General features: G+C 67.3%; 25 protein-coding genes and 1 tRNA gene. 11 read left to right on the top strand and 15 right to left on the bottom strand.

Annotated features, from left to right (window positions below):
• Nucleotides 1-127: 127 nt before the first annotated feature.
• The 3 genes from JQX13_RS21085 to JQX13_RS21075 all read right to left on the bottom strand — a co-directional run bounded on the left by JQX13_RS21085 (nt 128) and on the right by JQX13_RS21075 (nt 3696).
• Nucleotides 128-988: a hypothetical protein gene (locus JQX13_RS21085; protein WP_203410725.1), complete on the bottom strand. Its 861-nt coding sequence runs from the start codon at nt 986-988 to the stop codon at nt 128-130.
• 413 nt (nt 989-1401) lie between these two features.
• Nucleotides 1402-3267 (bottom strand): primase-helicase family protein, encoded by a 1866-nt coding sequence (locus JQX13_RS21080; RefSeq protein WP_203410724.1) that lies wholly within the window; start codon nt 3265-3267, stop codon nt 1402-1404.
• Nucleotides 3268-3519: 252 nt separating this feature from the next.
• Nucleotides 3520-3696 carry a hypothetical protein gene (locus tag JQX13_RS21075; protein WP_203410723.1) on the bottom strand — a complete coding sequence of 59 codons (177 nt, stop codon included), beginning with the start codon at nt 3694-3696 and terminating at the stop codon, nt 3520-3522.
• A gap of 128 nt (nt 3697-3824) precedes the next feature.
• Between JQX13_RS21075 and JQX13_RS21070 the strand changes: the two genes are divergently transcribed.
• Nucleotides 3825-4244 carry a hypothetical protein gene (locus tag JQX13_RS21070; RefSeq protein WP_203410722.1) on the top strand — a complete coding sequence of 140 codons (420 nt, stop codon included), beginning with the start codon at nt 3825-3827 and terminating at the stop codon, nt 4242-4244.
• A gap of 93 nt (nt 4245-4337) precedes the next feature.
• Here JQX13_RS21070 and JQX13_RS21065 read toward each other — a convergent pair whose 3' ends face one another.
• A complete protein-coding gene (locus JQX13_RS21065) occupies nt 4338-6698 on the bottom strand; it encodes a spore photoproduct lyase family protein (RefSeq protein WP_203410721.1) in 2361 nt (786 codons plus the stop codon).
• 618 nt (nt 6699-7316) lie between these two features.
• Between JQX13_RS21065 and JQX13_RS21060 the strand changes: the two genes are divergently transcribed.
• From JQX13_RS21060 to JQX13_RS56400, 3 genes are all read left to right on the top strand, one after another.
• Nucleotides 7317-7748 carry a hypothetical protein gene (locus JQX13_RS21060; RefSeq protein WP_203410720.1) on the top strand — a complete coding sequence of 144 codons (432 nt, stop codon included), beginning with the start codon at nt 7317-7319 and terminating at the stop codon, nt 7746-7748.
• A gap of 91 nt (nt 7749-7839) precedes the next feature.
• Nucleotides 7840-8010, top strand: a complete 171-nt coding sequence (locus JQX13_RS21055) for a hypothetical protein (RefSeq protein WP_203410719.1) — start codon at nt 7840-7842, stop codon at nt 8008-8010.
• Nucleotides 8011-8394: 384 nt separating this feature from the next.
• Nucleotides 8395-8799, top strand: a complete 405-nt coding sequence (locus JQX13_RS56400) for a helix-turn-helix domain-containing protein (protein WP_203410718.1) — start codon at nt 8395-8397, stop codon at nt 8797-8799.
• Nucleotides 8800-8822: 23 nt separating this feature from the next.
• Here the strand turns inward: JQX13_RS56400 and JQX13_RS21045 are convergent, their stop codons facing one another.
• The 4 genes from JQX13_RS21045 to JQX13_RS21030 form a co-directional block, all read right to left on the bottom strand.
• The gene (locus JQX13_RS21045; RefSeq protein ID WP_203410717.1) at nt 8823-9350 is read right to left on the bottom strand and encodes a hypothetical protein; all 528 of its coding nucleotides are present in this window, start codon (nt 9348-9350) and stop codon (nt 8823-8825) included.
• A 19-nt stretch (nt 9351-9369) separates the two neighbouring features.
• Nucleotides 9370-10452 carry a phospholipase D-like domain-containing protein gene (locus JQX13_RS21040; protein ID WP_239014975.1) on the bottom strand — a complete coding sequence of 361 codons (1083 nt, stop codon included), beginning with the start codon at nt 10450-10452 and terminating at the stop codon, nt 9370-9372.
• 88 nt (nt 10453-10540) lie between these two features.
• Nucleotides 10541-11593, bottom strand: a complete 1053-nt coding sequence (locus tag JQX13_RS21035) for a tyrosine-type recombinase/integrase (RefSeq protein WP_203410715.1) — start codon at nt 11591-11593, stop codon at nt 10541-10543.
• 130 nt (nt 11594-11723) lie between these two features.
• Nucleotides 11724-11796, bottom strand: a tRNA-Phe gene (locus JQX13_RS21030).
• Between the two features lie 195 nt (nt 11797-11991).
• Between JQX13_RS21030 and nhaR the strand changes: the two genes are divergently transcribed.
• Nucleotides 11992-12888: a transcriptional activator NhaR gene (gene nhaR, locus JQX13_RS21025; RefSeq protein ID WP_203410714.1), complete on the top strand. Its 897-nt coding sequence runs from the start codon at nt 11992-11994 to the stop codon at nt 12886-12888.
• A 21-nt stretch (nt 12889-12909) separates the two neighbouring features.
• Here nhaR and JQX13_RS21020 read toward each other — a convergent pair whose 3' ends face one another.
• Both JQX13_RS21020 and JQX13_RS21015 read right to left on the bottom strand, forming a co-directional pair.
• Nucleotides 12910-14628, bottom strand: coding sequence for an amidohydrolase (locus JQX13_RS21020; RefSeq protein ID WP_203410713.1), 1719 nt, complete (start codon nt 14626-14628; stop codon nt 12910-12912).
• A 143-nt stretch (nt 14629-14771) separates the two neighbouring features.
• Nucleotides 14772-14972, bottom strand: a complete 201-nt coding sequence (locus tag JQX13_RS21015; RefSeq protein WP_203410712.1) for a hypothetical protein — start codon at nt 14970-14972, stop codon at nt 14772-14774.
• A gap of 216 nt (nt 14973-15188) precedes the next feature.
• On the opposite strand from JQX13_RS21015, the gene JQX13_RS21010 reads away from it, so the two are divergent.
• The 3 genes from JQX13_RS21010 (at nt 15189) to JQX13_RS21000 (ending at nt 18708) form a co-directional block, all read left to right on the top strand.
• A complete protein-coding gene (locus JQX13_RS21010) occupies nt 15189-16496 on the top strand; it encodes a glycosyltransferase (RefSeq protein ID WP_203410711.1) in 1308 nt (435 codons plus the stop codon).
• 113 nt (nt 16497-16609) lie between these two features.
• On the top strand, nt 16610-17950 hold the full coding sequence (locus tag JQX13_RS21005; RefSeq protein WP_203412143.1) for an NfeD family protein: 1341 nt from the start codon (nt 16610-16612) through the stop codon (nt 17948-17950).
• Nucleotides 17947-18708, top strand: a complete 762-nt coding sequence (locus JQX13_RS21000) for a slipin family protein (RefSeq protein ID WP_203410710.1) — start codon at nt 17947-17949, stop codon at nt 18706-18708. Before JQX13_RS21005 ends, JQX13_RS21000 begins: the two co-directional genes overlap by 4 nt.
• 19 nt (nt 18709-18727) lie before the next feature.
• Here the strand turns inward: JQX13_RS21000 and JQX13_RS20995 are convergent, their stop codons facing one another.
• On the bottom strand, nt 18728-19396 hold the full coding sequence (locus JQX13_RS20995; RefSeq protein ID WP_203410709.1) for a hypothetical protein: 669 nt from the start codon (nt 19394-19396) through the stop codon (nt 18728-18730).
• 88 nt (nt 19397-19484) lie between these two features.
• Between JQX13_RS20995 and JQX13_RS20990 the strand changes: the two genes are divergently transcribed.
• Together JQX13_RS20990 and JQX13_RS20985 are read left to right on the top strand one after the other, a co-directional pair.
• Nucleotides 19485-21167 (top strand): hypothetical protein, encoded by a 1683-nt coding sequence (locus JQX13_RS20990; protein WP_203412665.1) that lies wholly within the window; start codon nt 19485-19487, stop codon nt 21165-21167.
• A gap of 45 nt (nt 21168-21212) precedes the next feature.
• On the top strand, nt 21213-21587 hold the full coding sequence (locus tag JQX13_RS20985; RefSeq protein ID WP_239014973.1) for a hypothetical protein: 375 nt from the start codon (nt 21213-21215) through the stop codon (nt 21585-21587).
• Between the two features lie 93 nt (nt 21588-21680).
• On the opposite strand, the gene JQX13_RS20980 is transcribed toward JQX13_RS20985, so the two are convergent.
• The gene (locus tag JQX13_RS20980) at nt 21681-23471 is read right to left on the bottom strand and encodes a M4 family metallopeptidase (protein WP_203410708.1); all 1791 of its coding nucleotides are present in this window, start codon (nt 23469-23471) and stop codon (nt 21681-21683) included.
• A 151-nt stretch (nt 23472-23622) separates the two neighbouring features.
• Here JQX13_RS20980 and JQX13_RS20975 point away from each other — a divergent pair, with 151 nt between their 5' ends.
• Nucleotides 23623-24648 (top strand): lipoate--protein ligase, encoded by a 1026-nt coding sequence (locus tag JQX13_RS20975; RefSeq protein WP_203410707.1) that lies wholly within the window; start codon nt 23623-23625, stop codon nt 24646-24648.
• Between the two features lie 52 nt (nt 24649-24700).
• Here JQX13_RS20975 and JQX13_RS20970 read toward each other — a convergent pair whose 3' ends face one another.
• The 3 genes from JQX13_RS20970 to JQX13_RS20960 all read right to left on the bottom strand — a co-directional run bounded on the left by JQX13_RS20970 (nt 24701) and on the right by JQX13_RS20960 (nt 26718).
• Nucleotides 24701-25288 carry a superoxide dismutase gene (locus tag JQX13_RS20970; protein ID WP_203410706.1) on the bottom strand — a complete coding sequence of 196 codons (588 nt, stop codon included), beginning with the start codon at nt 25286-25288 and terminating at the stop codon, nt 24701-24703.
• A 129-nt stretch (nt 25289-25417) separates the two neighbouring features.
• Nucleotides 25418-26224, bottom strand: a complete 807-nt coding sequence (locus JQX13_RS20965; RefSeq protein WP_203410705.1) for a hypothetical protein — start codon at nt 26222-26224, stop codon at nt 25418-25420.
• Nucleotides 26221-26718 carry a DUF2721 domain-containing protein gene (locus JQX13_RS20960; protein ID WP_203410704.1) on the bottom strand — a complete coding sequence of 166 codons (498 nt, stop codon included), beginning with the start codon at nt 26716-26718 and terminating at the stop codon, nt 26221-26223. Before JQX13_RS20960 ends, JQX13_RS20965 begins: the two co-directional genes overlap by 4 nt.
• Nucleotides 26719-26725 lie beyond the last annotated feature (7 nt).

Here is a 26725-nt window from a genome sequence, read left to right as displayed (position 1 = left end):
TCGGCAGCCCGCCACGTCCAGCCGTGGCTACGCGAGCGCGCCGCCGCCCCCTCCAAAAGAAAACGCCTCGGCGACATCCCGAGGCGCCCTCCTGCACGCGGCGAGTTCGTGAGCTTCACGACAGCTACTACTCTTTACAGAGGACAGGCCAGCCGTGCACAGCTCTCCACGCGCTTTCAATTGAACAGCGCCCGGCTTTCGATTGCATCAGAGTTCTGATTTTTTGCGACACAGCGTCGCCCTGCTGCGTCAGGCACGGGTTCGAAAAAACACGCAGCGCCCAGCGCCGTGCGCTGATGCCGTAGTGCCGCAGCCCGAGCGCACCCGTCCTGTCGTTGCCCAGCGTGAAATGTGCTCGCACGCGCGAAGAAACCTGTTGCTCGTGCCCGTTGTACAGCACGAGCATGCCGCTGGAATCAGGCTTGCATAACAACTCCTGCCCAAAAATAGACAGGTGCTCACGCACGAGCGCCCCCATATTGCAGCCTTTCTGGGGAAGCGACGTCGGCCTGTCGAGTTCAGCTAGTTCCTCATACCGCATATCCGACAGGAACCAGTACCATCCAGGGCCGTACGCTGCCCAGTCTATTTCTCTTGCCCCGCTTTCTTGCCACCACGGCTCGGTGAAGAGCGCGGCATCCCACTCACTTGCTTCCCCGAATGCGATCACGTGACTGTTTGCCCACACGTACTCAGCGATGTCTGGAAGATTCATCTGGGCCAGTTCAGGGAATGCGAGGTTCCGAAGCTCGGGCTCGGGGGTGTCCCTGTACTGCGCGAAGACCCGCACGGATTTCTGTGCAATATTTACCAGTCCGCCTGTTCCCGCGTACGCCTCGAAGTTTCTGATCCGCATGTCCATGCTCTCCGGCTTGATACCCCGCCGCTCCGCGATGGTGGGCATGTCAAACGGGAGCCGCTCCGTACCGAATTTGTACAGGTAAAAGGCGACGAGGTCGTCATCCTGGCTCCAGGCGTGTTGGTCCATTACTGTGCTCCAGTGGGTGTTCGGTAATTACGCATGGTGAGTAAATGTTCGCTCTGCCTCTTGGTGATGGGGGCCCACCGCTCATGAGCCCCAGGCAAGCATACCTGATCCACTTGGGGTGGGAGCAGGCGCAGCGAATAGCGCCAGGGCTGCGGCAAGGGCCAAGGAGAGGTCGTCGCCTGCCCTTCGCCGCCTTGAAGAATTTGCGGCGCACCGCGAAGGCGCGTAGCGCCTCGGGGAATGGCAGCGAGCCACTGCGCCGGCCCGCCATCAACCGCTGCGCCTCCTGCTGAAACTGCTCCAGCTCCTTCTCCAACTACACGGAACACCTCCTGGGTTTGGCCGCAGGAGGTCTCAGGAACTGGAGGGGCCCGTCACGACGGGCGGGGCAAACTCTTATGTGAATTCGAGACCTACGCGGCGTCCGTCCCGAAGTCCGCGTCGTCCACCGCCGATTCCGCGGGCCGCTCCGTGCGTTCCACCGGGGCCTGCTGCACCATCGGCAGCGGGATGACGTCAGCCTTCGTTTCCGGCGGCATCATCGGCAGGCCGAACCACATCTGGCGCGGCACGCCCCCGAGTTTCTTCTGCTTGGACCGCGCGCCGGGAACCTCCGCCTTGACCGTCTTAGCGAGCTGCACCGAGTCACGTGCCTTGAGAGCGTTGCGGCGGCAGAAGTGCTGGTACACCTCGCTGAGGCGGCTGGTGAGCACGGCATCCCCTTCGTTGGTGTTCTCCACCACCTTGTTGAAGCCGGTGTCACCCGAGTGCTTCGGATGCTGCTCGTCGGCCCACGGCGCGCTCAGGGCCCACCACCCCTCCTGCTTGAGAGCGGCGACGAACTTCTCGTCGGAGGAAGCGGTGGCCGCCTGCACCTCGCGACGCGCCTCGGTGTCCAGCACCTGCCCCACCTTCACCCGCACCTTCCGGTGCAACAGGTGCCAATAGAACGCCGCCACCTCGAGCTGCGGCCCGTCGAGGTCGGCGTACAGGGCCTCGCTCAACTTCTGCGGAAGCCGGAGGCCCGTCTTGAAGACGGTGTAGCGCCGGTCCTTCTTCGGCACGATGACAGGCTTCTCGTCGTTGGAGGTGAAGATGATGTTGAAGCGGTTCGGCACCTTGGTGGCCGCCTTGTGCTTGGCCTCCAACGGAATCTCCTCGTCCGTCACCCAGGGCTTCAGCAGGTTCTGTGTCTCGGCCGAGCGGTTGGTGGAGGAGATGACCTCGTTGGCCACCACGAACAGCTTGTCGACGAGCTGCTCGTGGAAGCGGCTCTCGAGCGCGTTCTGGCCGAGGAGGGCCACGTTCCAACGGCCGTAGATGAGGCAGATGATGCGCTCCAGGGTCCCCTTCCCCGAGCCCTCGTCCCCGTGGAAGATGATGGCCGTACCCATCTTCAGGGGCTGTCCCTTGAAGTGGAGCGACTGGAGCGGCGCGGCGAGCCAGTCCAGCAGGTACTCCAGGTGCTCGTAGTTGCCGCCCACGAGATTGAGCAGCACCCGCCAGATGCGGAACCACGTCCCCCGCTCGGGCACCAGAGGCGAGCGCACGTAGGTGTTCCGAATGCCTTCCCCGTTGCGCTTGACGAACTTCGCGCGGGTGTCGAACAGGGGCTCGGCCCGATCGTACTGCTCCACGTACATCTTGAAGACGTCATGCTTGGGGCGCGGCAGGCCCAGCTTCAGCAGACGGTTGCTGAAGGCCGTGTCCGAGTAGGGCCCCATCCACTCGCCCCGGCGGTTCAGCTGGTACCACTTGCACTCCCGCGCATCGAAGAGGAAGTCCTCGGGCGGGTGCTTCATAATGTCGTCCTCGCCGACCATGCCCAGCCGAGCCTCCACCCGCTCCTGGGGCGAGGACTTCACATGCCTCGCCGGCAGCGTCAGCCCCAGCGCCTCGAACTCCTCGTCGATGTGCTGGAACTGCGCGAGCGGCTTCAGGCTGCCGCTCTGCTGCGCCTGGGCCACCGCCTCTCGCGCGTTCTTCACGTAGGAGTCGATGATGGTCGCGGCGAAGTTCCCCGGCATGGAGGCCCGCCGCTTCCGCGTCCATTTCGTGCACAGCAGCAGGTGGCACAGCGTGCGCCCGAGCTCGGGCTCCTCCGGCATCGCGGCAATGATGGACTCCACCGCCACGCGCAGCAGCTTGCAGTTGGTCAAGGGCGCCACCTGCTCCCGCATGGCCTTGTAGACGGGATCCACCACGATCGCCCGCAGGAGCTGACGCGTCGCCCCGTGCTGATTGCGGTTGGTGCCCTGAGCGTTTCTCTGCGCACTCATCGGCACTGCGGTTGCGGTATTGAGCTGCGTTTGAAGCGACGCGTTCTTTTGACTATGATTGTTCATGGTGACTTTTCTGTTGTGAGTGACCCCGGCGTCCCACCGCCGGGGTTTTTTCGTTGTTAGAGTTTCAATCGGGTTCGATGATGGGGTGATGCGGCGCCACCACGGCCAGGCCGCATTTCGCCGGGGCGATGGCGTAGTCCACCATGGGAGCCTTCAAGCCCGAGGGGATGATGAGCCCCATGGCGCTCACTCCTCCGCGGTGGCGCGCTCACGCACCACGTACTGCTGGAGTGCCTCCAGGATGAGAGTGTTGATGGGCGGCCGCTTGCCGGTGCGGCGGGCGTGCTGGGCCTTCACCTTGTCCAGCTCCGCCCGGAGCTCCAGCGGCATGGTGATGGTCGTCGTGAACGAATTTGGGTGCATGCGTCCTCCGGGGAAATTCAGAGAAAAATGCCGAATAAATCCCCATAGAAACATAGGACGAAACGGCCAAACCCCTCGGGAGGCCCCCGTGAACGAGGCGATCTCGCTTCACGTCCTATGCTTCTGGCATGCCTCCAGCACTCACTCCGAAAGAGATTCAGGACGCCTTCAGTCATGCCGACTGGTGCGCGCGCACCCTCATGCCGCTCGTGCTTGAACTCGTGGGCCAGCAGCGATGGGACGAACAGCTGCGCGTGCTTCGCGAGGTCCGGGACGATGCGTCTGCGGCCGCGGCGCTCGCGGTCTTCTCCAAGCTCATGCGCAGCTACCCCGACACCAAATGGACCACCGACGGCTGGTGGGCTCTCCAATACGCCGGCAAGACGCTCGAGCGCCGAGAGGATGCCGCCTACCACCGCCGGCTCGCTCTCGGGCAAACGCTGTCGTTCGCGCGAGACACCTGGCTGCACGCCGAATCCCAGCGCTGGAGGGAGAAGGCCGCGAAGGCCAAGGCTGTGTATGAGATGCTGAAGGCGGCACAGATTTGACTCCGACCAAGCCGTACCGCCGGCACCGTCGACGCGGAAAGACTACGACGAGGACCGAAAGCCAGTCCTCGCCGTAGACCCCACCCCGTGGCGCTACGAAGTAGCGAGCCGCCAGTAGCGATACGGCGCGCCCTTGCGGCCGGTGCCGGTCTGCAAGAGTTTCCCCTCCTTCACCATCCGGGCGAGAGCCTCGCGCGCCTTGGTCTTCTTCAGGCCCGTCTTATCCATCAGCTCGTCGGCCGTCTTCGCGTCCTCCTCGGTGTCGGGCACGGCGAGAAGAAGGGCGCGCTCGAGGTCCTGGGCCTCGATATCGAGTCCCTCGCGCACGCTGTAGCCCTCGTCCCCGAGCTCGATGGTCAGGGTGGACGGCGTCTCCTCGTAGCGGGAGAGGGCGTGGAGAATGCGCACCTGCCCCGTGTGATTGGGTGGCCGCTGGAGGGCCACGATGATGTCCACCGCCCCGGTGAGGGCCGAGCTGCCGCGGCCGGAGTCCCCGACGCCCCCGCCGCTCTTGCGCTCGTGGCGGACGGCGACGATGCCCAACCCCTGCTCCGCGGCGGCCTGAAGAGGCCGGACGGCGTCCAGGGCCTTGCCGCTAGAGCTCTCCGGGATGCCGCTGAACTGGGCCAGCGTGTCGATGATGAGCAGCTTCGCCCCGACTTCTCGGCACTTGTCGACCGCCTGCTTTACCAGCGCATCCCAGGGAAGGTGTCGCACGTCCTGGTAGAAGATGACGTGCAGGTCGATGGAATCAGCGATCCCCACGCGCTCCAGCAGGCGCCGGAGAGTGACGGGGCGCTCCTCAGTGAGGAGCACCACGGGTGAGCGCGTGGTGAGCTCGTCGAGGAACTCCGAGCCCGTGAGCACGTGCTTCACCAGGTGCGCCACCCAGGTGGACTTGCCGGCCAGCTTCGGCTTGCCGTCCACGATCGTGATCGCTCCCTCGGCCACCCACGGACGCGCGATCCATCGCACCTCAGCGGGCGTCGTACGGGCCACCTCCGCAGCCGTCCAGGACTTGAGCCCTCTCCGTGGGCCCCCAGCCCTCCGGGACACCTGGAGGTCCCGGTGCCCGACCACGTCCTCTTGCTGACCGCCACCGGGAGCGGACACCTCGTGCGGATTTGGTTCCGCCGCCGCCTCAAGCACGAGCTCCGGCGCCTGAGTGGCGTGCTGCCCCTCCTCGCAAGCCCCTGAATCTCCAATGGAAATCGAGGGCATTTCCTCCGGCACGGACTGGTCCATGGCGGCGGACGCAACGGCGGCGGAACCATCGTCGGACGGCCCCGGAGGCAACTGCGCATGCGAGCAGGCCGTCCCCTCGGCAGGCGAGTGGTTCACCTCCCCCCTCTCCTGGCCGGAGCTGTCGGGCACGGCGGAAGCATCGGCGAGCGGCCACTCACCGGGGTTGGTCACGCCCGGCGGCAACAGGTGCAGCTCAGGCCCGGGGAGCGGCAAGGTCGACGGCACCGGCAGGACGTCGGTTTCCACCGCCACCTGCTCGGCCGCCCCGTCCACCAGCGCGTCCTGCCCGCCTAGCAGGCAGTGGCAGCCCCGGAAGGGCAGGCCCAGCCGGCGCCAGAGGCCCGCGTCCTCCTTGCAGAGGGCCGGCACCACCCGAGGCGCAAGACGGTCGAGGGCGAAGCGGAACATCTCCAGCTGCACCTCCTCGGGCACGCGGTACTTGAAGCCCGAGGCGTCGCGCTCCTCGCCGAGGTAGTCGAAGATGCTGGCGTCCCGGCCGTTCTTCTCGGCGGCGCTGCGCAGAGACTTGGGTGACGTGGCCCGAAGCGAGCCCAGTGTCACCATCTCCGGCTCCAGCGCGTTGATGCGCTCGATGGCCTCCGCGTACCCCTCCTGCCAGCCCGGGTACGGCACCATCGGGTCCAGCCGGAAGCGGATGGGCCAGCCCGCCTCCTTCATCCGGCGTGCGGCCTCGAAGCGCTCCGACGGCGGCGGGGCCCCATGCTCGAAGGTGGTCCCGATGTACTCGGCGTTCACCGACCAGGAGAACACCACCTGCGGCGTGGGCGGCAGCTCGAGGGCATTTTCAATCGTGGTGGCCTTGGTGAGGAAGATGAGCCGGTGACGAGTCTGCGCCGCGAAGAGGGGCACGAGCAGGTGCGTCAGCGACGTGCCATTCACCTTCTTGTAGGCCGGGTCGAAGACGAGCCCGTCCTGGAGCTCGCCCACGATGAGCATCTTGGGAATGGGGTCCTCGAGCCACTTCTCCACCTCGCCCACCATGTCCGCGATGTTCGTGTAGACGAGGCCGGCCAGCGTCTCCGGATTGAAGCGGAAGTACAGCTGGTCCTGGAGGAAGCAGTAGCTGCACCGGAAGGGGCAGCCCATCGCAGGGACGAGCTGCCAGAACTTGAAGCAGACGATGCCGGAGCCGTCACCCGGCCCCGCAAACCGGCGGATGAATGCCGTCTTCCGCTCTTGGGTTTTCATCCAGATATCCTCTAAAGCTCTTGAAAATCCGATTAGTTGTCATTGGCTTTGCCCCGGACATCAGGGCCTCCTTGGGCGTGCCACACACACCTCGACCGTCCGCGTGCTGCGGCGGGCGCATCTTCTTGGCTGTGGGGCAATGGGCGGCCAGGGCGCGACGCATGAGGGCAACGGCTCGTCGGCGCAACAAGTAGGGCGGCGGTGACGCCTGCCGTCCCTATGTCCAAGCCCCCTCAAGGCGAGCCCGTGCGGCGCACGGGACGCGGGCTTGCACTGGCAACTACTGGGCGTACTACAAAAAACCACACTGGGCGTACTGCACCGGACATCTTGCTCAGCTCTCGTGCCGGAGGCAAGCCGTGATGATTGGCCGCCTGTCCTGGAACCTGGAGTCCGGCACCGCGGCACGCTCGAAGGGGCTTGCACCCCGAAGAGAAGCGAGCAGCGGCGGTATAAGGGTCAGAGGCACATAGCTCCGCGACGCGACGGTGCGCCGCCCGGAGCGAGCCGCCTCCTGCCGTCCCCTTTCACCACCATCGTCCGCTGGCGCGCTGGCACACGCGCGCACACGGGCTCTTGCCGGCCTCCAAGAACCTGCCGGAGGCGGAGGACCAACCCATGACCGAACTCACCGTCATCGACTGCGCGCAGCCCCCGCCGCCCAACGGCGAGGGCACGCAGCTGCTTTCACTTTCCGGAGAACTCTCGTTGATCGAGGAGGCTCTGACTGGAGCGGCTAATCTCGCCGAGCTCCTGGCCATGAAGTCCCTGGGCAGCGAGGAAACGGCTGCACAAACGCCGCTGGCCCTCAATAGCCTGTTGGTGCTCGTGACCGCGCGCATGACCCACCTGCGGCGGGTGCTGAGCTGTGAGACAGACCCGCGCGAACTCCTGGCCACGCACAACAGTGTCCCCGAGAACGAACTCGGTGACGCCGATGTTCGCCTGCGCCCGTGGACGGCGGCCCAGCGCGTAATTCACCTTCGCCGCCTTCTGGCGAAGGCCGAGGCCGAGGCGAAGCGCGAAGAGCCGACGCAACCAAGCCCATAAGAGAACCACGATCTTCCTCGGGCTGCTTCTCGCCTTTCACCAGATGCACAACCCCGAAGTCTTGCCGCGGCAGGGTGGAAGGAGAGAGCCCGTGTGGTGGATAGCCCTGAAGCGCATCCTGCGCTCGCGGATGACGCGGCGCATTGTGGCCGCCGTCCTCCTGATCGTCGCCGAGGAGCTCAGCGGCGCCGAGTCGTTCAATCGCCGTTCGTACGGAAGCAGCAGTCCGTATGACATTGGGGCCCATCGCGATTGGCAGTAGCCCCGCAGCTCGAGGAGGGGAGGTACCGGTCAGCATTGACGGCGCCTCTTTTTGGATGGCATCCCCCTGGGGTCTTGGTTAATCCCAGGTACGACGTGCCTCCCGTGAAACGCGGGCAGGCCGTTAACCGAGGGCCTGCAATGCAGGCTGCGGTGCTCCGGCGGCACGGCCGGACCCGCGAACTCATAGCGCGAGGAAGGCCACCGGGCCGACCTCGGCATATGGCAGTGCAGTTGGCCTGACCCGGAGGAGCCGCACCTGAGCCGGCTCTTACAGGATGCCTCCGGTAGAACACGCCGCCGGTCCCGCGACGCAACGTCGCGATAGACGAACCGGCACCTCGTCGATGGACGCGCCCGCGTACCCAGGCGCGAACGTGGCGTCGTGTCGTCAAGTCGCAGTGCCCTGCTCTCGGCCATCGAGGGCATCCATGAGGAGCTCCGAGCAATCAACGCAACCCTCACCACCATCGCCAGCGCGCTCGAGAAGAGACACCCGAAGACTCCCACGCGCAGGCGCCCTAATCCCCATGCCCAATTGCTCAGCCAGCGGGAGGCAGCCCGGCGCCTGGGGGTCGACCGGAACACCACCCTCGTCTCCCTCATCCAAACGGGCCAGCTCCGGACGGTGAAGGCCAACGGCAAGCGCAAGGTGCCCGCCACCGAGGTGGAGCGGCTCGCCCAAGAGGGTTTCGACAGCACCATGCCGGAACCGAGGAGGCGCGCACCACGGCCTCGCCCCGCAGGCTCGCGCAGCCCTGGCGACGGCATCCGAGCACTGAAGCTGTAAAGCCAAGGGGTTGGAACGCAGTGTCAGCCCCCAGCGCGGTGGCTCCGAGGTCCGAGGGAAACCACGGTGACTTCTCCGTCCTGGCGCTCGCTCAGAGAGTGCCCAGGGGAGCGGAAGAAGACGTAGCGAAACAGCGCGGGCGTACCGCGAATCTTCTCGACGTCATTCCGCAGCTTGTTCTTATTGTTCGGCTTTACTGCGGCAAAAACCTCGGCCACGACACTCCCATCGTCGCTCTGAATGTCGTGGCCGATGCTTTGGGCGCCGGGAGCGAAGCTCCAGGTTCGGTCGGGGTGCCGATGCATGAGCATCTCGAGCGCATCCACTCCCGCTTCGTATGTGGCCTGCTGGTCGATCTGCTCGGCCAGGTTCTGGCTATCGTTGAGGTCCAGAGGATCGCACCCCAGGCGTTCGAATTTCAGGCGCGAGAGGATGTCGTCGGCCTCGACGAGGGCGCGCAGCTGGTTGCGCGCATGGGCTGCCGTCGCTCGCAGCGTCGCGCGGAGCGCCTGCACATCGGCTGCGCTCCTCACCGTTTTCGCCTTCGCCATGTTCTCTTCCCTCCGCGAATCACGCCGGGAGCTTACGCGCACGCCACGGGTGAGGGGCGGGCACGGGCGTGTCATCCGTGAGAGCCGATATCGCCACGAGTTGCGCATGGCGGCGGAAGATGCCCTCGACACGAGCAACCACCTCCGGCCGCATGGGCGCAATCCGAGGGGTGCCTTCCGCGCGACGGAGCGCCTCAAGCTCCCGGAATGCAGTGCCAGGCTCCCCGGCCGTGACATCCGGGGCGAGGTGTTCGAGCACCACGAAGTATCGCGGCTCCGGTTGGGTCATAAAGGCACGGCACTTGAGGATTCTGGATAGCGAGTAGAGCCCCGTATCCTGTGTGAGCGCGAGCACGAGTGCGCCTGTACGTAGCGAACTGCGCTCACCGGAAAGCAGTTCTCCCACGGAGAAGGAGTGTGATTTGGAGTGCGCGCTCCTGGCCTCTTCGAGCACCTGCTGAAGCAACGGGTCCGCCTCTTCTCGCTTCCAGATCATGAACCAAGCGTCCTGGGCCGCGTCGGTCGGCTTCTGGGGCATGTTCCCGATTACCGCCGCCCGCTCGCATAGGACGCGCTCTGCGGAGCTGAGCCGCTCGCGGTCTTCCACGAGGGACTGCACCGCCTTGAGCAGCGCTTCGCCTTGAAGAGTTCTCTCCGCCACGAAGTGCCGCTGGAAGTCCTCAAGCACCTCCTTCCAAAGGGGGCGGGGGAGCGCCGTGCCCGCCAGCCGCAGCATCATCTCGCCCTCGCCGCCAGTGCCCTTTCCAGTGAAGTTCGCAGACCCCACCCAGAGGATGCGGCCATCTGGTGTCTCGACAAGAGCGCATTTCCAGTGGAACGCGGTCGAGCGTGTTGCTCGCAAGGTGAGGCCGCGAATGCCATGGAGGGTCTGAGCAGCATCGCGGCTGCACCCGCTCAACGACGTGAGCACCTCCACCGTGACTCCTGGGTGTAGTGCTTCGCGCAACCGCAACGCCCCAGGACCATCCAAATAGCCAGACGCGACGCGCACGCGCGTGGCAGCACCCAGGTCGGACTGGAAGGCGCTGAACCAGCGGGAGGACGGAAAGCTGGTGAACGCAGCATGCGCCGGTAGAACCATGGGGCGGATTGAGCCGCGTTGCACATGGCGCCGTCAAATCCGGGAGGGTCCGGTCTCCGCCTGGAGCCGAGGTGCCTGTTGCTTGGTGCTATATCAGGGTCGGGACCTTCGTCGGCACGGCGTGCGTCGCGTAGAACCTCCGGGTGGTGGACGCACTCTTGTGATTGAGGAACGCGGCCACATTGGCAGGGGCCGCGCCCTTCTCGATGGCCCAGGTGGCGACGGAGTGCCGGAACCGTCCCGGGGTGAAGGGCGGGATACCCGCCACCTTACAGGCCGCGTTGATCGCCATGCCGTATTTCTCGCGACCGAAGGTCCCCCGCTCCAGCAACCGCTTCCCGGCCTCCAGCGCCTCGGCGGACACCGCCGTTCGGAGGGGCTCCCCGCTCTTGGTCTGCGGGCACACCAGCACGCCCGCGATGCCCTCGGCTTCCCCCCGGTAGGGCTCGATGCTGCCCGCCTTTGCAAACCGGATGACCTCGGTGACATGCCACCCGGTGCCCGCCTGCACGTCCATGCCGTCGCGCCAGTGCGGTGCAAGGTGCTCGCGCACGAGCAGATAGTGCTCCCGGGGAATCACCTTGGTCCGCTTCCACTGCTCGGGCCGCGCCTGGGGCACCACCAGCGTCTGGAACGTCGGGTCCTCGTTGGCGTTGAGCAGGTGCTTCTCCTTCCGCATCCAGGAGTAGAACGCCTTCAGGACGGCGATGCGGTGGGTGCGGTTGGGCGCACGCTCCAGCGCCGGGAGGATGTGCTCCGTGAGGGAGACACGACGCGGGCCGGAGCCACCGCGTAGATCCAGTCCCTTGAGCTGATCCGCCCACCAGGCGAGGTAGCGCTTCTGCTTCTCCAGCCACTCGCGAGAGTTCTTCTTCACGTCACGCAGCCACACGAGGAACTCCAAAGCGAGTGCCTCGTCGAGGTAGACGGCCTGACGAACGCGCGACCCCTCGGGGCAGTAGCTCTCGGGGTCAGCTTCAAAGCGCCGCAGATGCTCGAAGGCGGCCTTTGGGGTGTGGGCGCGCGTGCTGATGGTGACGCGCTGCCCGTTTACTTGCCGCCGGATGATGTAGACGTCCCTACCTTTGGCGTCCTTGCGGATGTACCCGCCTTCCCAAGTACGGATGTCGGTCTTGCCCATGGTGCACTCCCCGGTGGCTCATGGCGCAATCTACGTGCGCCAGTGGCTCAGGGATGGCTCACGGCGAAGCCCGCAAAAAGCAAGGGCTCTTGAGGTGTCCCCCAAGAGCCCGGAATCATTCAACTTTTTGTGCCCAGGGGCGGAATCGAACCACCGACACGGGGATTTTCAGTCCCCTGCTCTACCAACTGAGCTACCTGGGCGTGCTGCTCAACCGCTCGAAGTACGGGCGATTTACGGGGACTCGGCCCTCGCGTCAAGCTGGTTCTTCAACTCCACCCCACTTCCCTCCCTTCCCCCTCCTCGCTCGCACGCCCGGCTCCCTTCCCTCCTTCCCGGCACGCACCCTCTGTGCATTCCCGTTAAATCCCCGGTCATCCCCATCGAGGCCCCCTCGCGTGAGCTGGCTCAACTACCACCACCTCCTCTACTTCTGGACCGTCGCCCGCTCTGGCTCCATCGCCAAGGCCAGCGAGGAGCTCCACCTTGCCCAGCCCACCATCAGCGCCCAGCTCAAGCTCCTCGAGGAGTCGCTCGGTCACAAGCTCCTCGAGCGCCAGGGCCGCCGCCTCGTCCTCACCGACGTCGGCCGCACCGTTCTGCGCTACGCCGATGACATCTTCCGCCTCGGCAACGAGCTCAAGAACGTCGTCAACGGCCTCCCCTCCGGCCAGCCCCTCCGCTTCGCCGTAGGCATCACCGACGTCATCCCCAAGCTCGTCGCCGAGCGCCTCCTCGAGCCCGCCTTCGACGTCTCCCCCGACATCCGCATCACCTGCCGCGAGGGCCCCCTCCCCCAGCTCCTCGCCTCCCTCGCCCTCCACGAGCTCGATGTCGTCCTCGCCGACGCCCCCTCCTCCGAGCCCGTCAGCGTCCGCTCCTTCAATCACCTGCTCGGCAAGTGCGGCGTCTCCTTCTTCGCCGCCCCCAAGCTCGCCCACCTCGCCAGGGAGTTCCCCCGCGCCCTCGATGGCGCCCCCACGCTCCTCCCCTCCGAGGCCTCCTCCGTCCGCCGCTCGCTCGAGATGTGGTTCGACGCCCAGCGCGTCCACCCCATCATCGTCGGGGACTTCGACGACTACGCCCTCCTCAAGGCCTTCGGTCAGCGCGGGCGCGGCTTCTTCGCCGCGCCCTCCGTCATCGAGGCCGAGGTCTGCCGCCAGTTCAACGTCTCCGTCATCGGCCGCACCGAGGACATCGAGACATGCTTCTACGCCATCTCCGTCGAGCGGCGGCTCCGGCATCCGGCGGGCGTCGCCATCGCGGAGACCGCTCGCTCACGGTTGTTCGGCTAGTGCCTCACGAGCGGCGCGGCCTCAGGGGGAACGGTAGACCTCTCGGCCGTCCACCACCGTCGCCACGACCTTCGCGTCCACCAGCTTCCTGGGCTCGTCCGACACCGGGTCCACCGACAGCACCGTGAAGTCCGCGTCCATCCCTTCCATCAGCCGGCCCCGGCGCTCCTCCGCGAATGACGCCCACGCCGGCCCCACCGTGAAGCCTTCCAGCGCCTCCTCACCCGACAGGCGCTCCTGGGGCTGCCACCCTCCCTCGGGCCTGCCCGCCGCGTCCTGACGCGTCCTCGCCGCGTACAGCCCCGCCAGGACGTCCGGGTTCTCGATGGGGAAGTCACTCCCCAGCGCCAGCACCGCCCCCGCCTCCTTCAGGCTCTTCCACGCGTACGCCCCCTTCAGCCGCTCCGCCCCCAGCCGCGCCTCCGCCCACCCCATGTCGCTCGTCGCGTGCGTCGGCTGCACGCTCGCCACCAGCCCCGCCGCTCCCAGCTTCTGGATGTCCTCGGGCCTCAGAATCTGCGCGTGCTCCACGCGGTGCCGCAGCGGCTGCGTCCCCGTCCCCGCCGCCGCTCGAATCAGCGTGTCCACCACCAGCGTGTTCGCCCGGTCTCCAATCGCGTGGATGCCCACCTGGTAGCCCCGCTCCATGAAGGCCCACGTCCTCGCCTCCAGCTCCCGCGGCTCCATCAGCAACAGCCCCGTCTCCTCCGGCGCGTCGCTGTAGGGCGCGTGCAGTGCCGCCCCTCGGGAGCCCAGCGCCCCATCCAGCAGGAACTTCACCGCCTTCATCTCCAGCATCCGCCCGCCGTACGTCCCCAGCTCCAGGTACGTCGTCCGGTCCTCGCCCTGCCCGTCCGCCATCGCGTACACCCGCACCGGCAGCCGCCCCGCCATGTCCCACGCCTGCAGCTTCCGGAACGTCCGCAGGTCCATCCCCGCGTCGTGCACCCCCGTCAGCCCCACCCGCGCGCACCGCTCCAGCGCCGCCGCCAGTCGCGCCTCCAGCTGCTCGTCCGTCGGCGCCGGCACCACCCGCGTCACCAGGTCCATCGCGTTGTCCACCAGCACGCCCGTCGGCTCGCCCTTCGCATCCCGGAGGATCCGCCCTCCCGCTGGGTCTGGCGTCTCGCGCGTAATCCCCGCTCGCCTCAGCGCCTCGCCGTTCACCCACGCCGCGTGGTGGTCCACCCGTGTCAGGTACACCGGTGTGTTCGGGAAGCGCGCGTCCAGCTCGGCCCTGCCGGGGAACTCCTTGCCCGGCCACCCGTTCTGGTCCCACCCCTTTCCAATCAGCCAGTCCCCCTGGAAGCTCGTGGATGGCGCCTCTCCCAGCCGCCGCACCACGTCCTCCACCGAGCGCGCCTCCTCCAGCCTCGCCACCGTCAGGCTCCGCCCGAGTCCCGCGAGGTGCGCGTGCGCGTCCACCAGCCCCGGCACCACCACCGCGTTTCCGAAGTCGACGACCCGCGCCCCCTCGCCCGCCGCCTTCAGCACCTCCGCCTTCGTCCCCACCGCCACCAGGCGCCCCCGCCTCACCGCCAGCGCCTCCGCCTCCGGCCGCTGCTCGTCCAGCGTCCGGATCCGGCGTGCCATGTAGACAGTCGTCTCCACTCGCGCTCCCTCGGGCACCCTCCGGGCGCACCCCACCCCCAGCGCCAGCACCACCGCCCCGACCAGGGCGAGCAGCGCCGCACCGCGGGCCCTCGTTTCGTCACTGTGTTGGGATGAATGTACCCGCATCGACGCGCGCCACTGTGCGCCAGCCGATCGCGGCTGTCACCGTCGCCGTGCGTCCGTCCGCGGGTCCGTACGTGTCGACCGGGTGGCGCTGGGAGAGAGCAGACCCTCACCCCTGCCCTCTCCCAGAGGGCGAGGGAGGAGGGCTAGCTCGGAGGGACGGTTCCAGCGTCCGGCGCCGTGATCGGTGTCGCGGGCCCTGGCGGCTCCGCCGGGACCGTCTGGATCTCCTCCCGCTGCGCGGGGGCCTCGATGGGCTGCGCGTTCTCCGTCCCGGGTGGCTGTGTCGTCCGGCAGGCCAGCAGGGAAACAGTCACTCCGACCGCGATGAGCAGGGCACGGCGCATACGTCCTCCTGGAAGCAATCCGTCCCACCGTAGGGAGCCCCTCCCTCCACCGCAACGCGCTTTCCCGCGGCTCCGTCTTCCATCGGATGCACGCGCCCCAAGGGGCGCTCCCCCCATCGCCTCCCTCCCCACCCGCCGGGATACGCCCTCCCGCCACCCGCTCCCGCCGTCGTCACCTTCTCCTCGACGCCGCATCCCATCCAGGCAGGAGGCCCCATGCTCGACGTCGTCGATATCGGTGACCGGTCCATCGACACCTACCGGGGCGTTGCTCCCGATGAGCAGCTCGACGAGCTCGTCCGCGTCGCCCGGCGGCTTCGCGGCGCCCGCATCCTCCACCTCAACGCCACCTCCTATGGCGGCGGCGTCTCGGAGATCCTCCGCGCCTGCGTTCCCCTGCTCAAGGACCTCGGCCTGAGGGCCGAGTGGAAGATCATCCGCGGCGACGACGCCTTCTTTCAAATCACCAAGCGCCTCCACAACGGTCTGCAGGGCGCCCCCGGCGAGCTCTCCGAATCCGAGAAGGCCCTCTACCTCGGCAACGCCCAGCTCAACGCGCCCCACCTCGCCGAGGACTACGACTTCGTCATCGTCCACGACCCCCAGCCCGCCGCCATCCCCGGGCTCATCCACCGCAGCGGCTCGCGCTGGGTCTGGCGCTGCCACATCGACACGTCCCACCCCAATCCCGCCATCTGGGATTTCCTCATGCCCTACCTGCGCGTCTACGACGCCGCCGTCTTCACCCTGGAGGGCTTCATCCCCCCGCGCTTCCCCGTCCGCCGCATCGCCATCCTCCCTCCGGCCATCGATCCGCTCAGCCCCAAGAACCTCGCCCTCCCCGAGGAGCTCGCCCGGCACATCCTCGAGTGGATCGGCGTCCGGCTCGACCGCCCCCTCGTCACCCAGGTCAGCCGCTTCGACAAGTGGAAGGATCCCCTCGGGGTCGTCGCCGCCTACCGGATCGTGCGCCAGCGCATCCCCAACCTCCAGCTCGCCCTCGTCAGCTCCATGGCGCTCGATGACCCCGAGGCCTGGGACATCTACGAGACGGTGCGCGCCGAGACGGCAGGCGACCGCCTCGTCCACGTCTTCACCAACCTCGTCGGCGTGGGCAACGTGGAGGTCAATGCCTTCCAATCCCTCTCCAACGTCGTCATCCAGAAGTCCCTGCGCGAGGGCTTCGGGCTCGTCGTCTCCGAGGCCCTCTGGAAGGGCACGCCCGTCGTCGCCGGGCGGGTTGGAGGCATTCCCATGCAGATGCCCCCGGGCACGGGCGGCCTCCTCGTGGACAGCATCGAGGAGTGCGCGGATGCACTGCTCCACCTCCTGCGTCATCCCCAGGTGGCCCATGCGCTCGGCCAGAGCGGCCGGGAGCGCGTCCGCCAGCAATTCCTCATGCCCCGGCTCCTCCTCGACGAGCTGCGGCTGCTGGACGCCCTCTCCACGAACCAGCCCCAGGCGCCCGCGGGGAATGGCTCGGAGCAGCCGCTCATGCAGGGAGCGTCCGCTGTCCAAGAATGAGCGGTTCAGCACGCGGGCCGTATGGAGCCGGACGAATGCACTCCCAGTCCGGGCGACACGTTGACCCGCGGTGCATAGGTGATCCGAGTGGATTCTCGAGGAGTGGAGGAGTGATGGACCGGTTCGGGCATTCGAGGTGGGGGCTGCTTCTGCTCGGCCTGCTCCTGCTCGGCCAGGCAACCGGGCATGCGCAGACTTCCGCGCCTCCCGTCATCTCCCAATGCGTCCTCGACGGCATGGTCGACGCCGGCTCCAGCGCCTACCTGGTCGATTGTGTCCGCCGTGCGGAGGAGGCCGGTCACCAGGCACTGCTCGTCCGGCTCGACACACCCGGTGGTGAGCTCGAGTCCACCCGGGACATCGTCCGGGCCTTCCTCGGGGCCCGTATTCCGGTGCTCGTGTGGGTGGGGCCCTCGGGCGCGAGGGCCGGCAGCGCGGGCGTCTTCATCACCCTCGCGTCCCACCTGGCCGCCATGGCGCCCGGCACCAACATCGGCGCCGCCCACCCCGTCGTCGGACTCACCGGGCAGGACCCCGAGGCCGCGGGCGGCAAGGAGATGGCCCGTAAAATCGAGAACGACGCCGTCGCCTTCGTCGAGGCCATCGCCAAACAGCGGGGTCGCAACGTCGAGTGGGCCATCAGCGCCGTGCGCCAGAGCGAGAGCGTCCCCGCCGAGAGGGCCCTCGCGCTGCGCGTCATCGAGCACGTCACCCCCACCCAGGAAGCCTTCCTCGAGTGGGCGGACGGCCGCACCGTCACCGTCTCCGACACGCCCGTCACGCTGCGCACCGCCAACGCCCAGGTGGTGGAGCTCGCGCCCTCCTTCTCGCAGCGCGTCCTCCACGCCCTCGCCCAGCCGGCCGTCGTCTACATCCTCTTCCTCATCGCCGGCCTCTGCATCGCCGTGGAGCTCTCCCACCCTGGCCTCTTCGCCCCCGGCATCATCGGCGTGGTGTGCCTGGTGCTCGCCCTGCTCGCCTCGTCGGCGCTGCCCGTGCGCACCGGCGCCATCGTCCTGCTGCTGCTCGGTGTGGCCCTGCTCGTGGCCGAGCTCTTCATCACCAGCGGCGTGCTCGGCGCCGCGGGCCTGGTGCTGCTCGTGCTCGGCGGCGTATTCCTCATCGACCGCTTCGACGCGGACTGGTTCATCGACCAGCCCCTGCACGTGCCCCTGCGCACGTTGTTCCCCACCGCCGTCTTCGTCGCCGGGGCCGCCGTCTACCTCGCATTCCGCGCCGCCGAGACCCGCCGCAGGCCCCAGCTCGCCGGGGACGTGGGTCTCGTGGGCGAGGTGGGCCAGGTGCTCGAGGCCGTCTCCTCCTCCGGCGGCGAGGTGTTCGTCCATGGCGAGCGCTGGGCCGCCCTCTCTTCCTCGCCCATTCTCCCCGGCGCCCACGTGGTGGTGCGCCGGGTGGAGGGGCTCATCCTTTTCGTCGACGAGGTAAAGCCATGACCGACTTCTTATTCAGTGCCCTCGGACTGCTCATCCCCCTGGGCATCCTCGTGCTCCTCTTCATCTCCGGCGTGCGTATCGTCAACGAGTACGAGAGCGGCGTCGTCTTCCGGCTCGGCCGCTTCGTGGGCATCAAGCGCGCCGGCTTCCGGTGGATCATCCCCTTCATCGAGCGCATCGTCATCATCGACATGCGCACCGTCGCGCGCGACGTGCCGCCGCAGGACGTCATCACCAAGGACAACGTCAGCGTGAAGGTGAACGCCGTCGTCTACTTCCGAGTCATCCAGGCCGACAAGGCCGTGCTCCAGGTGGAGGACTACCTCTACGCCACCAGCCAGCTCGCGCAGACGACGCTGCGCGCCATCCTCGGCCAGGTGGAGCTGGACCAACTCCTCTCCGAGCGCGATCGCATCAACCGTGAAATCCAGAAGGTGCTCGATGCCCACACGGATCCGTGGGGCATCAAGGTCTCCAACGTGGAGGTGAAGCACATCGACCTGCCGGTGGAGATGCAGCGCGCCATCGCCCGTCAGGCCGAGGCCGAGCGCGAGCGCCGCGCGAAGATCATCGCCGCCCAGGGCGAGCACCAGGCCGCCGAGCAGCTCTCCCTGGCCGCCGAGGTGCTCAACCGCAATCCCATCACCCTCCAGCTGCGCTACCTGCAGACGCTGGTTGAAATCACCGGGGGCGGAAACCAGACCATCATCCCCATCCCCCTGGAGCTGATGCGCGCCCTCGGCATGCAACCGAAGTGAGCGCGCCCGCGACCGCGCTTCATCGGGGCTGGGCCGCCACCATCATCGCGTCCCAGAACATCTTCTCGTAGGCCTGGAAGAACCGCGCCGCGCGGAGGAGCAGGCGTGGCGGGACGCCCTGGTCCAGTCCTTCCTGGATGATGGGGAGCGCGGCGCCTTCGAGTGGGGGCATGTTGGCGAAGGCATCCAGGAACACCGTCTCCTGCTCCGTGAAGCCATAGCGCTCCCGCAGCGCCCGGCTCATGCGGCCGCACGTCAGCCCCCACGCCGGGAAGTTGACCAGGATGCCCACCGCGAACTCCGCCGCCGAGACGTTGGCCGCCATCCAGGCCATGTTGGTGGCGTAGGCGAAGCCCTCGGGCGTCACCTCGTAGCGCTCCAGGTCCTCCTGCGTCATCCCCAGCTTGCGGGCCAGCACCCTCAGGCCCTCCAGCGCCGCGAACTCGCCCTGCAGGATGCCGTTGAGAAAGCCGCCCGCGGGCGTGTGGCCGAACCGCTGCACCATCATCGCCATCGAGCGGAGATCACTCGTGGCGACGTGGAACTGGGTACCCGGGAAGGCCCGTAGCGCCTCCACCGACACCACGCCTCGCTCCAGCGCATCCGGGTAGGGGTGGTGGCGGAGTTGCTCGTCCACTTCCCTGAGCGCCTCGCTGATCTCCTTCACCACCTCGGCTGCTTTCTTCATGAGGGCTCTCCGTCAAGTCTTGATTCACCGACTTTATCCGGTTTATCCAGCAATCCCCGTCATAACCGACCAACAGGAGAGAAGAAGAATGGCCCCGACTCCATTCCACGTCAAACGGCGAAGGCTCGCCACCGTCTCCGTGCTGCTTCCGCTGATGACCCTGGGGCCGGCGTGTGGCGGTGCATCTCCGAGCGATACATCCGACGAGCTCGTCCAGATGAGCGGCACCAGCACCCCGCTCGCCGACTCCAACCTGTACGACTCGTTCACCCGGGCGAACAGCACCACCACCCTGGGGAGCCTCGAAACGGGCGGCCAGGCCTGGAGCTATACCCCCTCCACGGCGAAGTGGGGCATCACGTCGAACAGGGCCTATCTGGCCACCGATGACGGGACCTGGAACGACCACTACGCCACCGTCAACGGCACCGCCAACGTGCGCGTGATGGTCACCCTGGCGGCCCTCGGCGAGTACTCCGGCCTCACCTTCCGCTTCATCGACCGGAGCAACTGCTGGAAGCTGGCGACGGACGTCGGCGCCGGGAAGTACATGCTGACGAAGTTCGTCGGCGGGACCCAGACGTTCCCGCTCCAGATCTCCCAGAGGCCCGTCGCCGGTGACGTCCTCGAGGTCCGCACCTCCGGAAACCGCATCGACGTCTACATCAACGGCGTGCTGAAGGGCGGGGTCAACGACTCGAGCCACCAGACCGCCACCCGCGTCGGACTGCTCGGCAGCCAGGACAACCTCGCGCGCTACGACGAGTTCAAAGTCTACACCAGCACGGCCGGCACCCGCGACGCCACGCTGCAGCCGTTCCGCTCGGACTCCATCTGGAACCTGCCCATCGGAACCGGGGCGACGTTCGCGGATACGACCGATCCCGCGACGAAGGACTTCATCGCCACCAGCATCAACGGCATGACCATCAACACCTGGGCCAACTGGGACGTCTATTCCCACCCCATCACCTTCGCCTCCAGCAGCGACCCCTGGGCGACGGTGCGCGACTACAACGACTCCTCGCGCAGCGGGGCCTATTACATCCCCGCGTCGGCCCCCATCGCCAGCGGGAGCGACAAGCACATGCACATCATCAACCCCGCGCGGACACGCATCGATGAGGGTTGGGATGTCACGCGGCTCTCATCCACGTCCTACCAGGCCGGGCGCCATCACACGATCGACCTCTATGGGAACGGCATCGGGCCGCAGAATGGCGTCCGCGCCTACGGTGGCTCGGCGATTGGCGGGCTCATCCGCGGCTGGGAGACCGACCCCACCCATCCGAAGTACACGGGGAAGATTCAACACGCCCTGGCCGTCGCCGTGGACCGCGTCCAGCTCTATTACAGCGGCGGCTCGAGCGGCTACGACGCGAACGGTTACGGCACGGCGAAGGGCTACGTCTGGCCCGCCACGGAGCAGGACTGGGGCAGCGAGACGACCTACAAGGGCCACGTTCCCATGGGGGCCTACTTCGCCATCCCGCCCTCGGTGGACATCAACTCGCTGGGCCTCTCGCCGCAGGGCAGGATGGTTGCCCAGGCCCTGCAGGATTTCGGTGCCTACGTCACGGACGCAACCGGCGCCACGGTCGCCTTCTACGTGGAGCCGACCGCTCCCTCCTCGTTCGTGTCGGCCCTCCGCAAGGATCTCCCCCTCATCCGCTCCAAGATGCGGCGGGTGACGAACAACAGCCCCTCCACGCCGAACGGCCCCGGGACGCGACGGGTCCCGATGCTGCCGGACCTGGCGCCCGCGCCCTGAAGCGAGGGCATCGGCAACGAGGCGGCCTGTGGTTTCAACTGCCTCGTGGCGAGGGGAAAGGTCGTCTGTGCACGGACGCCCTATGGCGTGTGCCGGGAGCACTTCGGCGAGCTGAAGTGCTGGGATCCACCGGAGTCCTCCATCCACGAGCTTGGCGCGGAGATTCCGCGGCCCACGTGCCTCACGGCATCGACGGCCATCGCGTGTGGCTATGACTGCGAGAACAACCGCACGGAGGTGAAGTGCGCGGCGACTCCGCGCGGCCGGTGCGAGAAGGACGACTTCCGGCTCGAGTGCTTCGATCCTCCGTCACTCCTGCAGTGCGCGCATGCCCAGCCGCCCGACCCCGAGGAGGTGCGCAAGCCGAAGAGCCAGCGGCGGGAGGAGAAGCCGGAGGAAACCGAGAAGGCGGCGCGCTGACGGGCTCGCGCGGCCCGGGCTCCGAAAAGACAACCGGCGCGACCGCCAGGACAGGCAGCCGCGCCGGAGTGTGGGGTAAAGAGGTGCTCGGGGCTACTGCGCGGAGCTCACCTTGAGGGTGACGCCGGAGTAGGACGAGTAGCCGCGGATCATCACGTAGTACGTGCCCTGCTGCGACGGATTGAAGGTGCAGCTCTCCGTGTTGCCCGAGGCGTAGGGACGGCAGTCGTAGCTGGTGGTGGTGGGCGCGCTGCCGAACTTCACGTACAGGTCGGCATCACCCGAGCCACCGGACATCTCGAACTTCATGGCCTTCGCGCCGCTCGGCGTGGCGTAGCTGAAGCTCGTCGAGCTGCTCCGGGCGCCAGAGAGGTTGCTCTCGGTGGAGAGCGTCGACCACGTCGGAGCGGGGGCCACGCCCACCGCGGTCCAGGCCTCGTTGACGGAGGTGACCTCGCTCGCGCCGTACAGGTCGGCGGCGGCCTGCGCGGTGGCGGTGCGCGCGTCCGCGAAGGTGCTGCTCGGGCTCAGGTAGACGGTGTTGGCCCGGTAGAAGATGGCCGCGCCCTTCATGATGCTGCTGTAGCTGTTGGTCGCGTCGAGCGCGGGCACCACGTTGCTCGTCTTGCCACGCGGGTGGGTGCCACCGGAGACCATCAGGTGGAAGGCCAGGTTGGCGATACCCGAGTTCCAGTGCACGCCGCCGTTGTCCGACGTCCCCGTGTAGCGCGTGGGGTAGTAGTCGTAATCGCCGGCGAGGGCCGGGTCGTTCATGTAGCGCAGCGCATCGCCCGGGGTGGCCGGGGTCCAGCACTCCTCGCCAATCTTCCAGGTGTTGCCGCTGACCGCGCCATCCCGGTAGGCCTCGATGGCCGCGCCGAAGACGTCGGACATGGCCTCGTTGAGGGCGCCCGACTCGTTCGAGTAGATGAGGTCCGAGGAGTAGTCGGTGACGGCGTGGGTGAGCTCGTGGCCGACCACGTCGAGCACCGTCAGCGCGGAGGACTGGGAGCCGTCGCCATCGCCGTAGACCATCTGCGTCCCGTCCCAGTACGCGTTCACGTAGTTCTTGCTGTAGTGGACGGACGAGGTGAGGGTGGCGCCAGCATTGTTGTAGCTGTCACGCCCGAACATGCTGAAGTAGAAGTCGTACGTGAGACCCGCGTTGTCGTGGGCCGCGTCCAGCACGGCGTCGCCCGAGGCCCCCTGCCCCTCGGAGCGCACCAGCGTGCCGGGAAGCGACGTGCGGTTGTTGGCCGTGTACGTCTTGCGGTTGCGCTGCGTCTTGATGTTGTCGAACTGCAGGGCGACCTCGCCCGAGTGCGCGTTGATGAAGAGGTTCGGCTGCGAGGGCGCGCCCTCGGCCGTGACGGTCTCGAGCTGCACGCGCCAGGTCAGCTGGGCCCCCTTGCTCCCGGGGAGGATCTGCAGGTCCGCCTTCGGCGCGGCCGCCAGGACGCTCGCGCCACCCACCTGGCTGATGGCGATCTGCGTGGCCTCCTCGGCCCGCAGCCTGGGCGTGGTGTCCACCTTGATGTCGCGGGCGAGACGGTCGGTGACGGAGGCGACGGCGCCCTTCTCGTCGAGGTGGAGGATGGCCTCGGCGCCAAAGACGGGGATGCCCTTGATGCTCTGCCCCACGCGCTCGTGCGACAGGCCGCGCGTGTCACGCAGCGCGCGCTTGAACGACACCTCACCCGCGCCCTGGAGGAAGTCCGGCCGCTGCGCCTTGAGCTGCTGCAGGCCCCGGCCACCGGCGTTGGCGGACAGGCTGCTGTCTTCAGTCCCCAGCGAGGCCTGAGCGTCGACATCCGTGGTGTCGACGCCGCAGGCGCTCCCGAGGAGCATGAGGGGGAGGATGGAAACGAGACGACGAATGCGCATGGCGGCTTCCTCCGGTTCGACAGGGTGTCGAACCCTTTCCTCGTTTTCCGATAAAAGGACAGGAACAGTCAAGCCGTAATTTTCCATTTTTAAAGCGCTTCGGAAAAAGGAGAAGGGGCGCGCGGCGCGACCGGGCATGTAGCTTGCGGCCATGTCTCGAGAGCGCGTCCGCATCCTGCTGTCCCAGACGTTCAACCCCTGGTTCAACCTCGCCACCGAGGACTGGATCTTCCGCGAGATGGACACGAGCACGCGGACGCTCTTCCTCTGGCGCAACGCGGAGACGGTCGTCATCGGCCGCAACCAGAACCCCTGGTCCGAGTGCAACCTGAAGCGCATGGAGGACGACAACATCTTCCTCGCGCGGAGGACCAGCGGCGGGGGCGCGGTCTTCCACGACCTGGGCAACACGTGCTTCACCTTCCTGTCCTCCAAGGAGGGCTACAGCAAGGCGACCAACGTGACGATCCTCCTGGAGGCGCTGAAGCGGCTGGGCGTGACGGCCGAGGCCTCGGGGCGCAACGACCTGGTGATTCCGATGGAGGACGGGCCGAGGAAGATCAGCGGCAGCGCGTACCGGGAGACGCGTGACCGGGCCTTCCATCACGGCACGTTCCTGCTCTCCACGGACCTGACGCGCCTGGCGAACTACCTGACGCCCCACCCGAAGAAGCTCGAGTCCAAGGGCAGCGCGTCCGTGCGCGCACGGGTGATGAACATCAACGGCGTCCAGCCAGCGGTGAACCACGAGTCCCTGGTGCGGGCCCTGATCGCCGCCTTCTGCGACCACCACGGGGCGACGGCCGAGCCCGAGCTGCTGGATCACACCTTCCTGGAGAACCAACCCTCACTCAGGGGGATGTTCGAGCAGTTCTCCTCCTGGGACTGGCGCTTCGGCAACGCGCCCAGGTTCCATCACCAGATGGTCGAGTACCTCTCGTGGGGCTTCTTCGAGGTGCACGTCGACTCCGAGAACGGCCACATCAGCCGTGCGCAGGTCTTCTCGGACGCGCTCTTCCCCGAGCTGGTGCAGGACCTTCAGGCGGCGCTGGTGGGCAGGCCCTACAGCCGCGCCGGGGTGAAGGACGCCGTGACCGGACTGCGGGCCCGATACCCGGGCCAGGAGCGGGAGCTCGATGAGCTCGAGGCGTGGCTGATGAAGCAGGTGGAGGTGTGAGCCCGTGACAGCGCAGGAGGGCGAGCGACCCCGCCCTCCTGGCTTCCGTGACTCAGGCGCCCTTGAGGTTCTGGAGGGCGAAGTCCCAGTTCACGAGGGACGCGAAGAACGTCTCGATGTACTTGGGCCGCGCGTTGCGGAAGTCGATGTAGTAGGCGTGCTCCCAGACGTCGAGCGTCAGCAGGGCCTTCTGGCCGTGCTTCATCGGGAGGTCCGCGTTGGGCGTCTTGGTGACCGCGAGCTTGCCGCTCTTGTCGAGCACGAGCCAGGCCCAGCCCGAGCCGAACTGCGTGGCGGCCGCGTTCGAGAACTCCTCCTTGAAGCGCTCGAACGAGCCGAAGTCACGGTTGATCGCATCCGCGAGGTCACCCGTCGGCTGACCACCGCCGTTCGGCTTCAGGCAGTTCCAGTAGAAGGTGTGGTTCCAGACCTGGGCGGCGTTGTTGAACACGCCCCCGTCGCTGTTGAGGATGATCTGCTCGAGCGACTGGTTCGCCTCGGGCTTGCCCTCGAGCAGCTTGTTCAGGTTCGTCACGTACGCGTTGTGGTGCTTGCCATGGTGGTACTCGAGCGTCTCCGCGCTGATGTGCGGAGCGAGGGCATCCTTGGCGTAGGGCAGGTTGGGCAGTGTGAACGGCATGGGTCGTTCCCTTTCTCGGGTCGGGTGGAACTACGAAACAAGTGGGTAGACGAGTATCGTCGTTCCGCCCACGGATCGGCACCAACTCCAATTTATTGGAGTAATTCCAATCCGCTGGCGGGCCGCCCCTCAACGTCGGCAATCGAACGACACGACCTCGAAGCGGTTCTTCCACTTCAGGACATTACCGATCCGGTACACCTCCTCCCAGCGTGCCCTGCCACCGAGCACGCCCGGGCACTCCAGGGAGTCGAGCGGGATGTCGTTGTCGTCCCAGGTCCTCACCGGCAGGCAGGAGTAGACCCACCCGTCGATGACCGCTTCCTGCCGGCGCCCGAGCACACGCCGCGTGTCGACGAAGCCCTCCGCATCGGCAACCCGGAGCGCTGACACCGGAGGAGCTCTGTCCCCGGGAAGGAACACCGAGTGGACGCGATCATAGCGGACCCGCAGCGGCCCCTCCGCCGGTGGCGCATCCACCCGCTTCCAGACCTCCTCCACCAGAAGGCTCCTCGGGCCGACGGCCCCGAGGCCAACACCACAGAGCCCGCCACCGGGCCAACTCGTGGTGCGCTCGAACACCTCCACCGGGACCGACTCGCCATCGACCTCGAGACGGTCCCGGCGCAGGAACTTGTCGGTGCTCACCGGGCCACCCCAGGGGTAGCCGATGAACAACCCGTGGAAGGAGTGCGGCCCTATCTGGATGCGCACCATGGTGGAATCTCCCGAGTCCATGCGCCTGTGTCGGACGAGATGAGGCGCACCGCCGTCCCCAGGGGTGCGCCTCATCACGAGGGTGCTGCCCTTGTCACAGTCCGCCCAGCTCAGCGGTTCATCCCTGGTCCAGGCCGGCGCGGGGCGCACCACCTTCGGACCACGGGCACACGCGCAGGCCACTACCAGCAACAACCCGAACAGGAGCCCCCGCTTCACGTCTTCCGCTCCCCGGTGGGCGCCGGGTGCTCCGCGCCCATGAACATCTCGCGCTTCTCCAGCTCGAGCGCGGCCCGGCCGAGCCGCAAGGATGCCAGCGCGAACAACGCGATGACCCCCAGCAGCACCACACCGACCGAGAAGGACGCCACGGGCAGCACATCCGGCACGCTGAAGCGTCGCTGCGTCAGGTACAGCAGTGACGTCAGCACGAACGAAATGAGCGCCCCGTAGGCCATCCCCATTGCCCTCGCCAGCAGCAGGTGCCTCCGGTCCAGGATGGATACCTCCAGCCGCAGCACCTCGCGTCTCGGGTGCCCCTCCGGCAGCGAGCGCCACTCACGCAGCATCTCCCGCGTGCGCGACGTCATCCGGCCAATCTGGTTGTCCAACCCCGTGGCCAGGATGCCGCACGCGGACACCATCACCGCAGGCGTCACCGCCGCTCCAATGAGCCGGATGGAGGAGATGTCCATGCCTCCCGTCGCGTCCATGCACCCC

Source organism: Archangium violaceum, from assembly GCF_016859125.1.
Lineage (GTDB): Bacteria > Myxococcota > Myxococcia > Myxococcales > Myxococcaceae > Archangium > Archangium violaceum_A.
Note: the sequence above shows the minus strand (reverse complement) of the source record. Positions and strands in the feature narration are given on the sequence as shown.

Excerpts from the sequence above, each read along its gene's own strand:
- JQX13_RS21045 (WP_203410717.1), bottom strand. The coding sequence starts at position 9,350 with ATGGCGAAGGCGAAAACGGTGAGGAGCGCAGCCGATGTGCAGGCGCTC.
- JQX13_RS20970 (WP_203410706.1), bottom strand. The coding sequence starts at position 25,288 with ATGCCGTTCACACTGCCCAACCTGCCCTACGCCAAGGATGCCCTCGCT.
- JQX13_RS21065 (WP_203410721.1), bottom strand. The coding sequence starts at position 6,698 with ATGAAAACCCAAGAGCGGAAGACGGCATTCATCCGCCGGTTTGCGGGG.
- JQX13_RS21075 (WP_203410723.1), bottom strand. The coding sequence starts at position 3,696 with ATGCACCCAAATTCGTTCACGACGACCATCACCATGCCGCTGGAGCTC.
- JQX13_RS20960 (WP_203410704.1), bottom strand. The coding sequence starts at position 26,718 with ATGGACGCGACGGGAGGCATGGACATCTCCTCCATCCGGCTCATTGGA.
- JQX13_RS20975 (WP_203410707.1), top strand. The coding sequence starts at position 23,623 with ATGTCTCGAGAGCGCGTCCGCATCCTGCTGTCCCAGACGTTCAACCCC.
- JQX13_RS21035 (WP_203410715.1), bottom strand. The coding sequence starts at position 11,593 with ATGGGCAAGACCGACATCCGTACTTGGGAAGGCGGGTACATCCGCAAG.
- JQX13_RS20980 (WP_203410708.1), bottom strand. The coding sequence starts at position 23,471 with ATGCGCATTCGTCGTCTCGTTTCCATCCTCCCCCTCATGCTCCTCGGG.
- JQX13_RS21020 (WP_203410713.1), bottom strand. The coding sequence starts at position 14,628 with ATGCGGGTACATTCATCCCAACACAGTGACGAAACGAGGGCCCGCGGT.
- JQX13_RS21040 (WP_239014975.1), bottom strand. The coding sequence starts at position 10,452 with ATGGTTCTACCGGCGCATGCTGCGTTCACCAGCTTTCCGTCCTCCCGC.
- JQX13_RS21000 (WP_203410710.1), top strand. The coding sequence starts at position 17,947 with ATGACCGACTTCTTATTCAGTGCCCTCGGACTGCTCATCCCCCTGGGC.
- JQX13_RS21060 (WP_203410720.1), top strand. The coding sequence starts at position 7,317 with ATGACCGAACTCACCGTCATCGACTGCGCGCAGCCCCCGCCGCCCAAC.
- JQX13_RS21010 (WP_203410711.1), top strand. The coding sequence starts at position 15,189 with ATGCTCGACGTCGTCGATATCGGTGACCGGTCCATCGACACCTACCGG.
- JQX13_RS20990 (WP_203412665.1), top strand. The coding sequence starts at position 19,485 with ATGGCCCCGACTCCATTCCACGTCAAACGGCGAAGGCTCGCCACCGTC.
- JQX13_RS21015 (WP_203410712.1), bottom strand. The coding sequence starts at position 14,972 with ATGCGCCGTGCCCTGCTCATCGCGGTCGGAGTGACTGTTTCCCTGCTG.
- JQX13_RS20995 (WP_203410709.1), bottom strand. The coding sequence starts at position 19,396 with ATGAAGAAAGCAGCCGAGGTGGTGAAGGAGATCAGCGAGGCGCTCAGG.
- JQX13_RS21085 (WP_203410725.1), bottom strand. The coding sequence starts at position 988 with ATGGACCAACACGCCTGGAGCCAGGATGACGACCTCGTCGCCTTTTAC.
- JQX13_RS21080 (WP_203410724.1), bottom strand. The coding sequence starts at position 3,267 with ATGAGTGCGCAGAGAAACGCTCAGGGCACCAACCGCAATCAGCACGGG.
- JQX13_RS21005 (WP_203412143.1), top strand. The coding sequence starts at position 16,610 with ATGGACCGGTTCGGGCATTCGAGGTGGGGGCTGCTTCTGCTCGGCCTG.
- JQX13_RS21070 (WP_203410722.1), top strand. The coding sequence starts at position 3,825 with ATGCCTCCAGCACTCACTCCGAAAGAGATTCAGGACGCCTTCAGTCAT.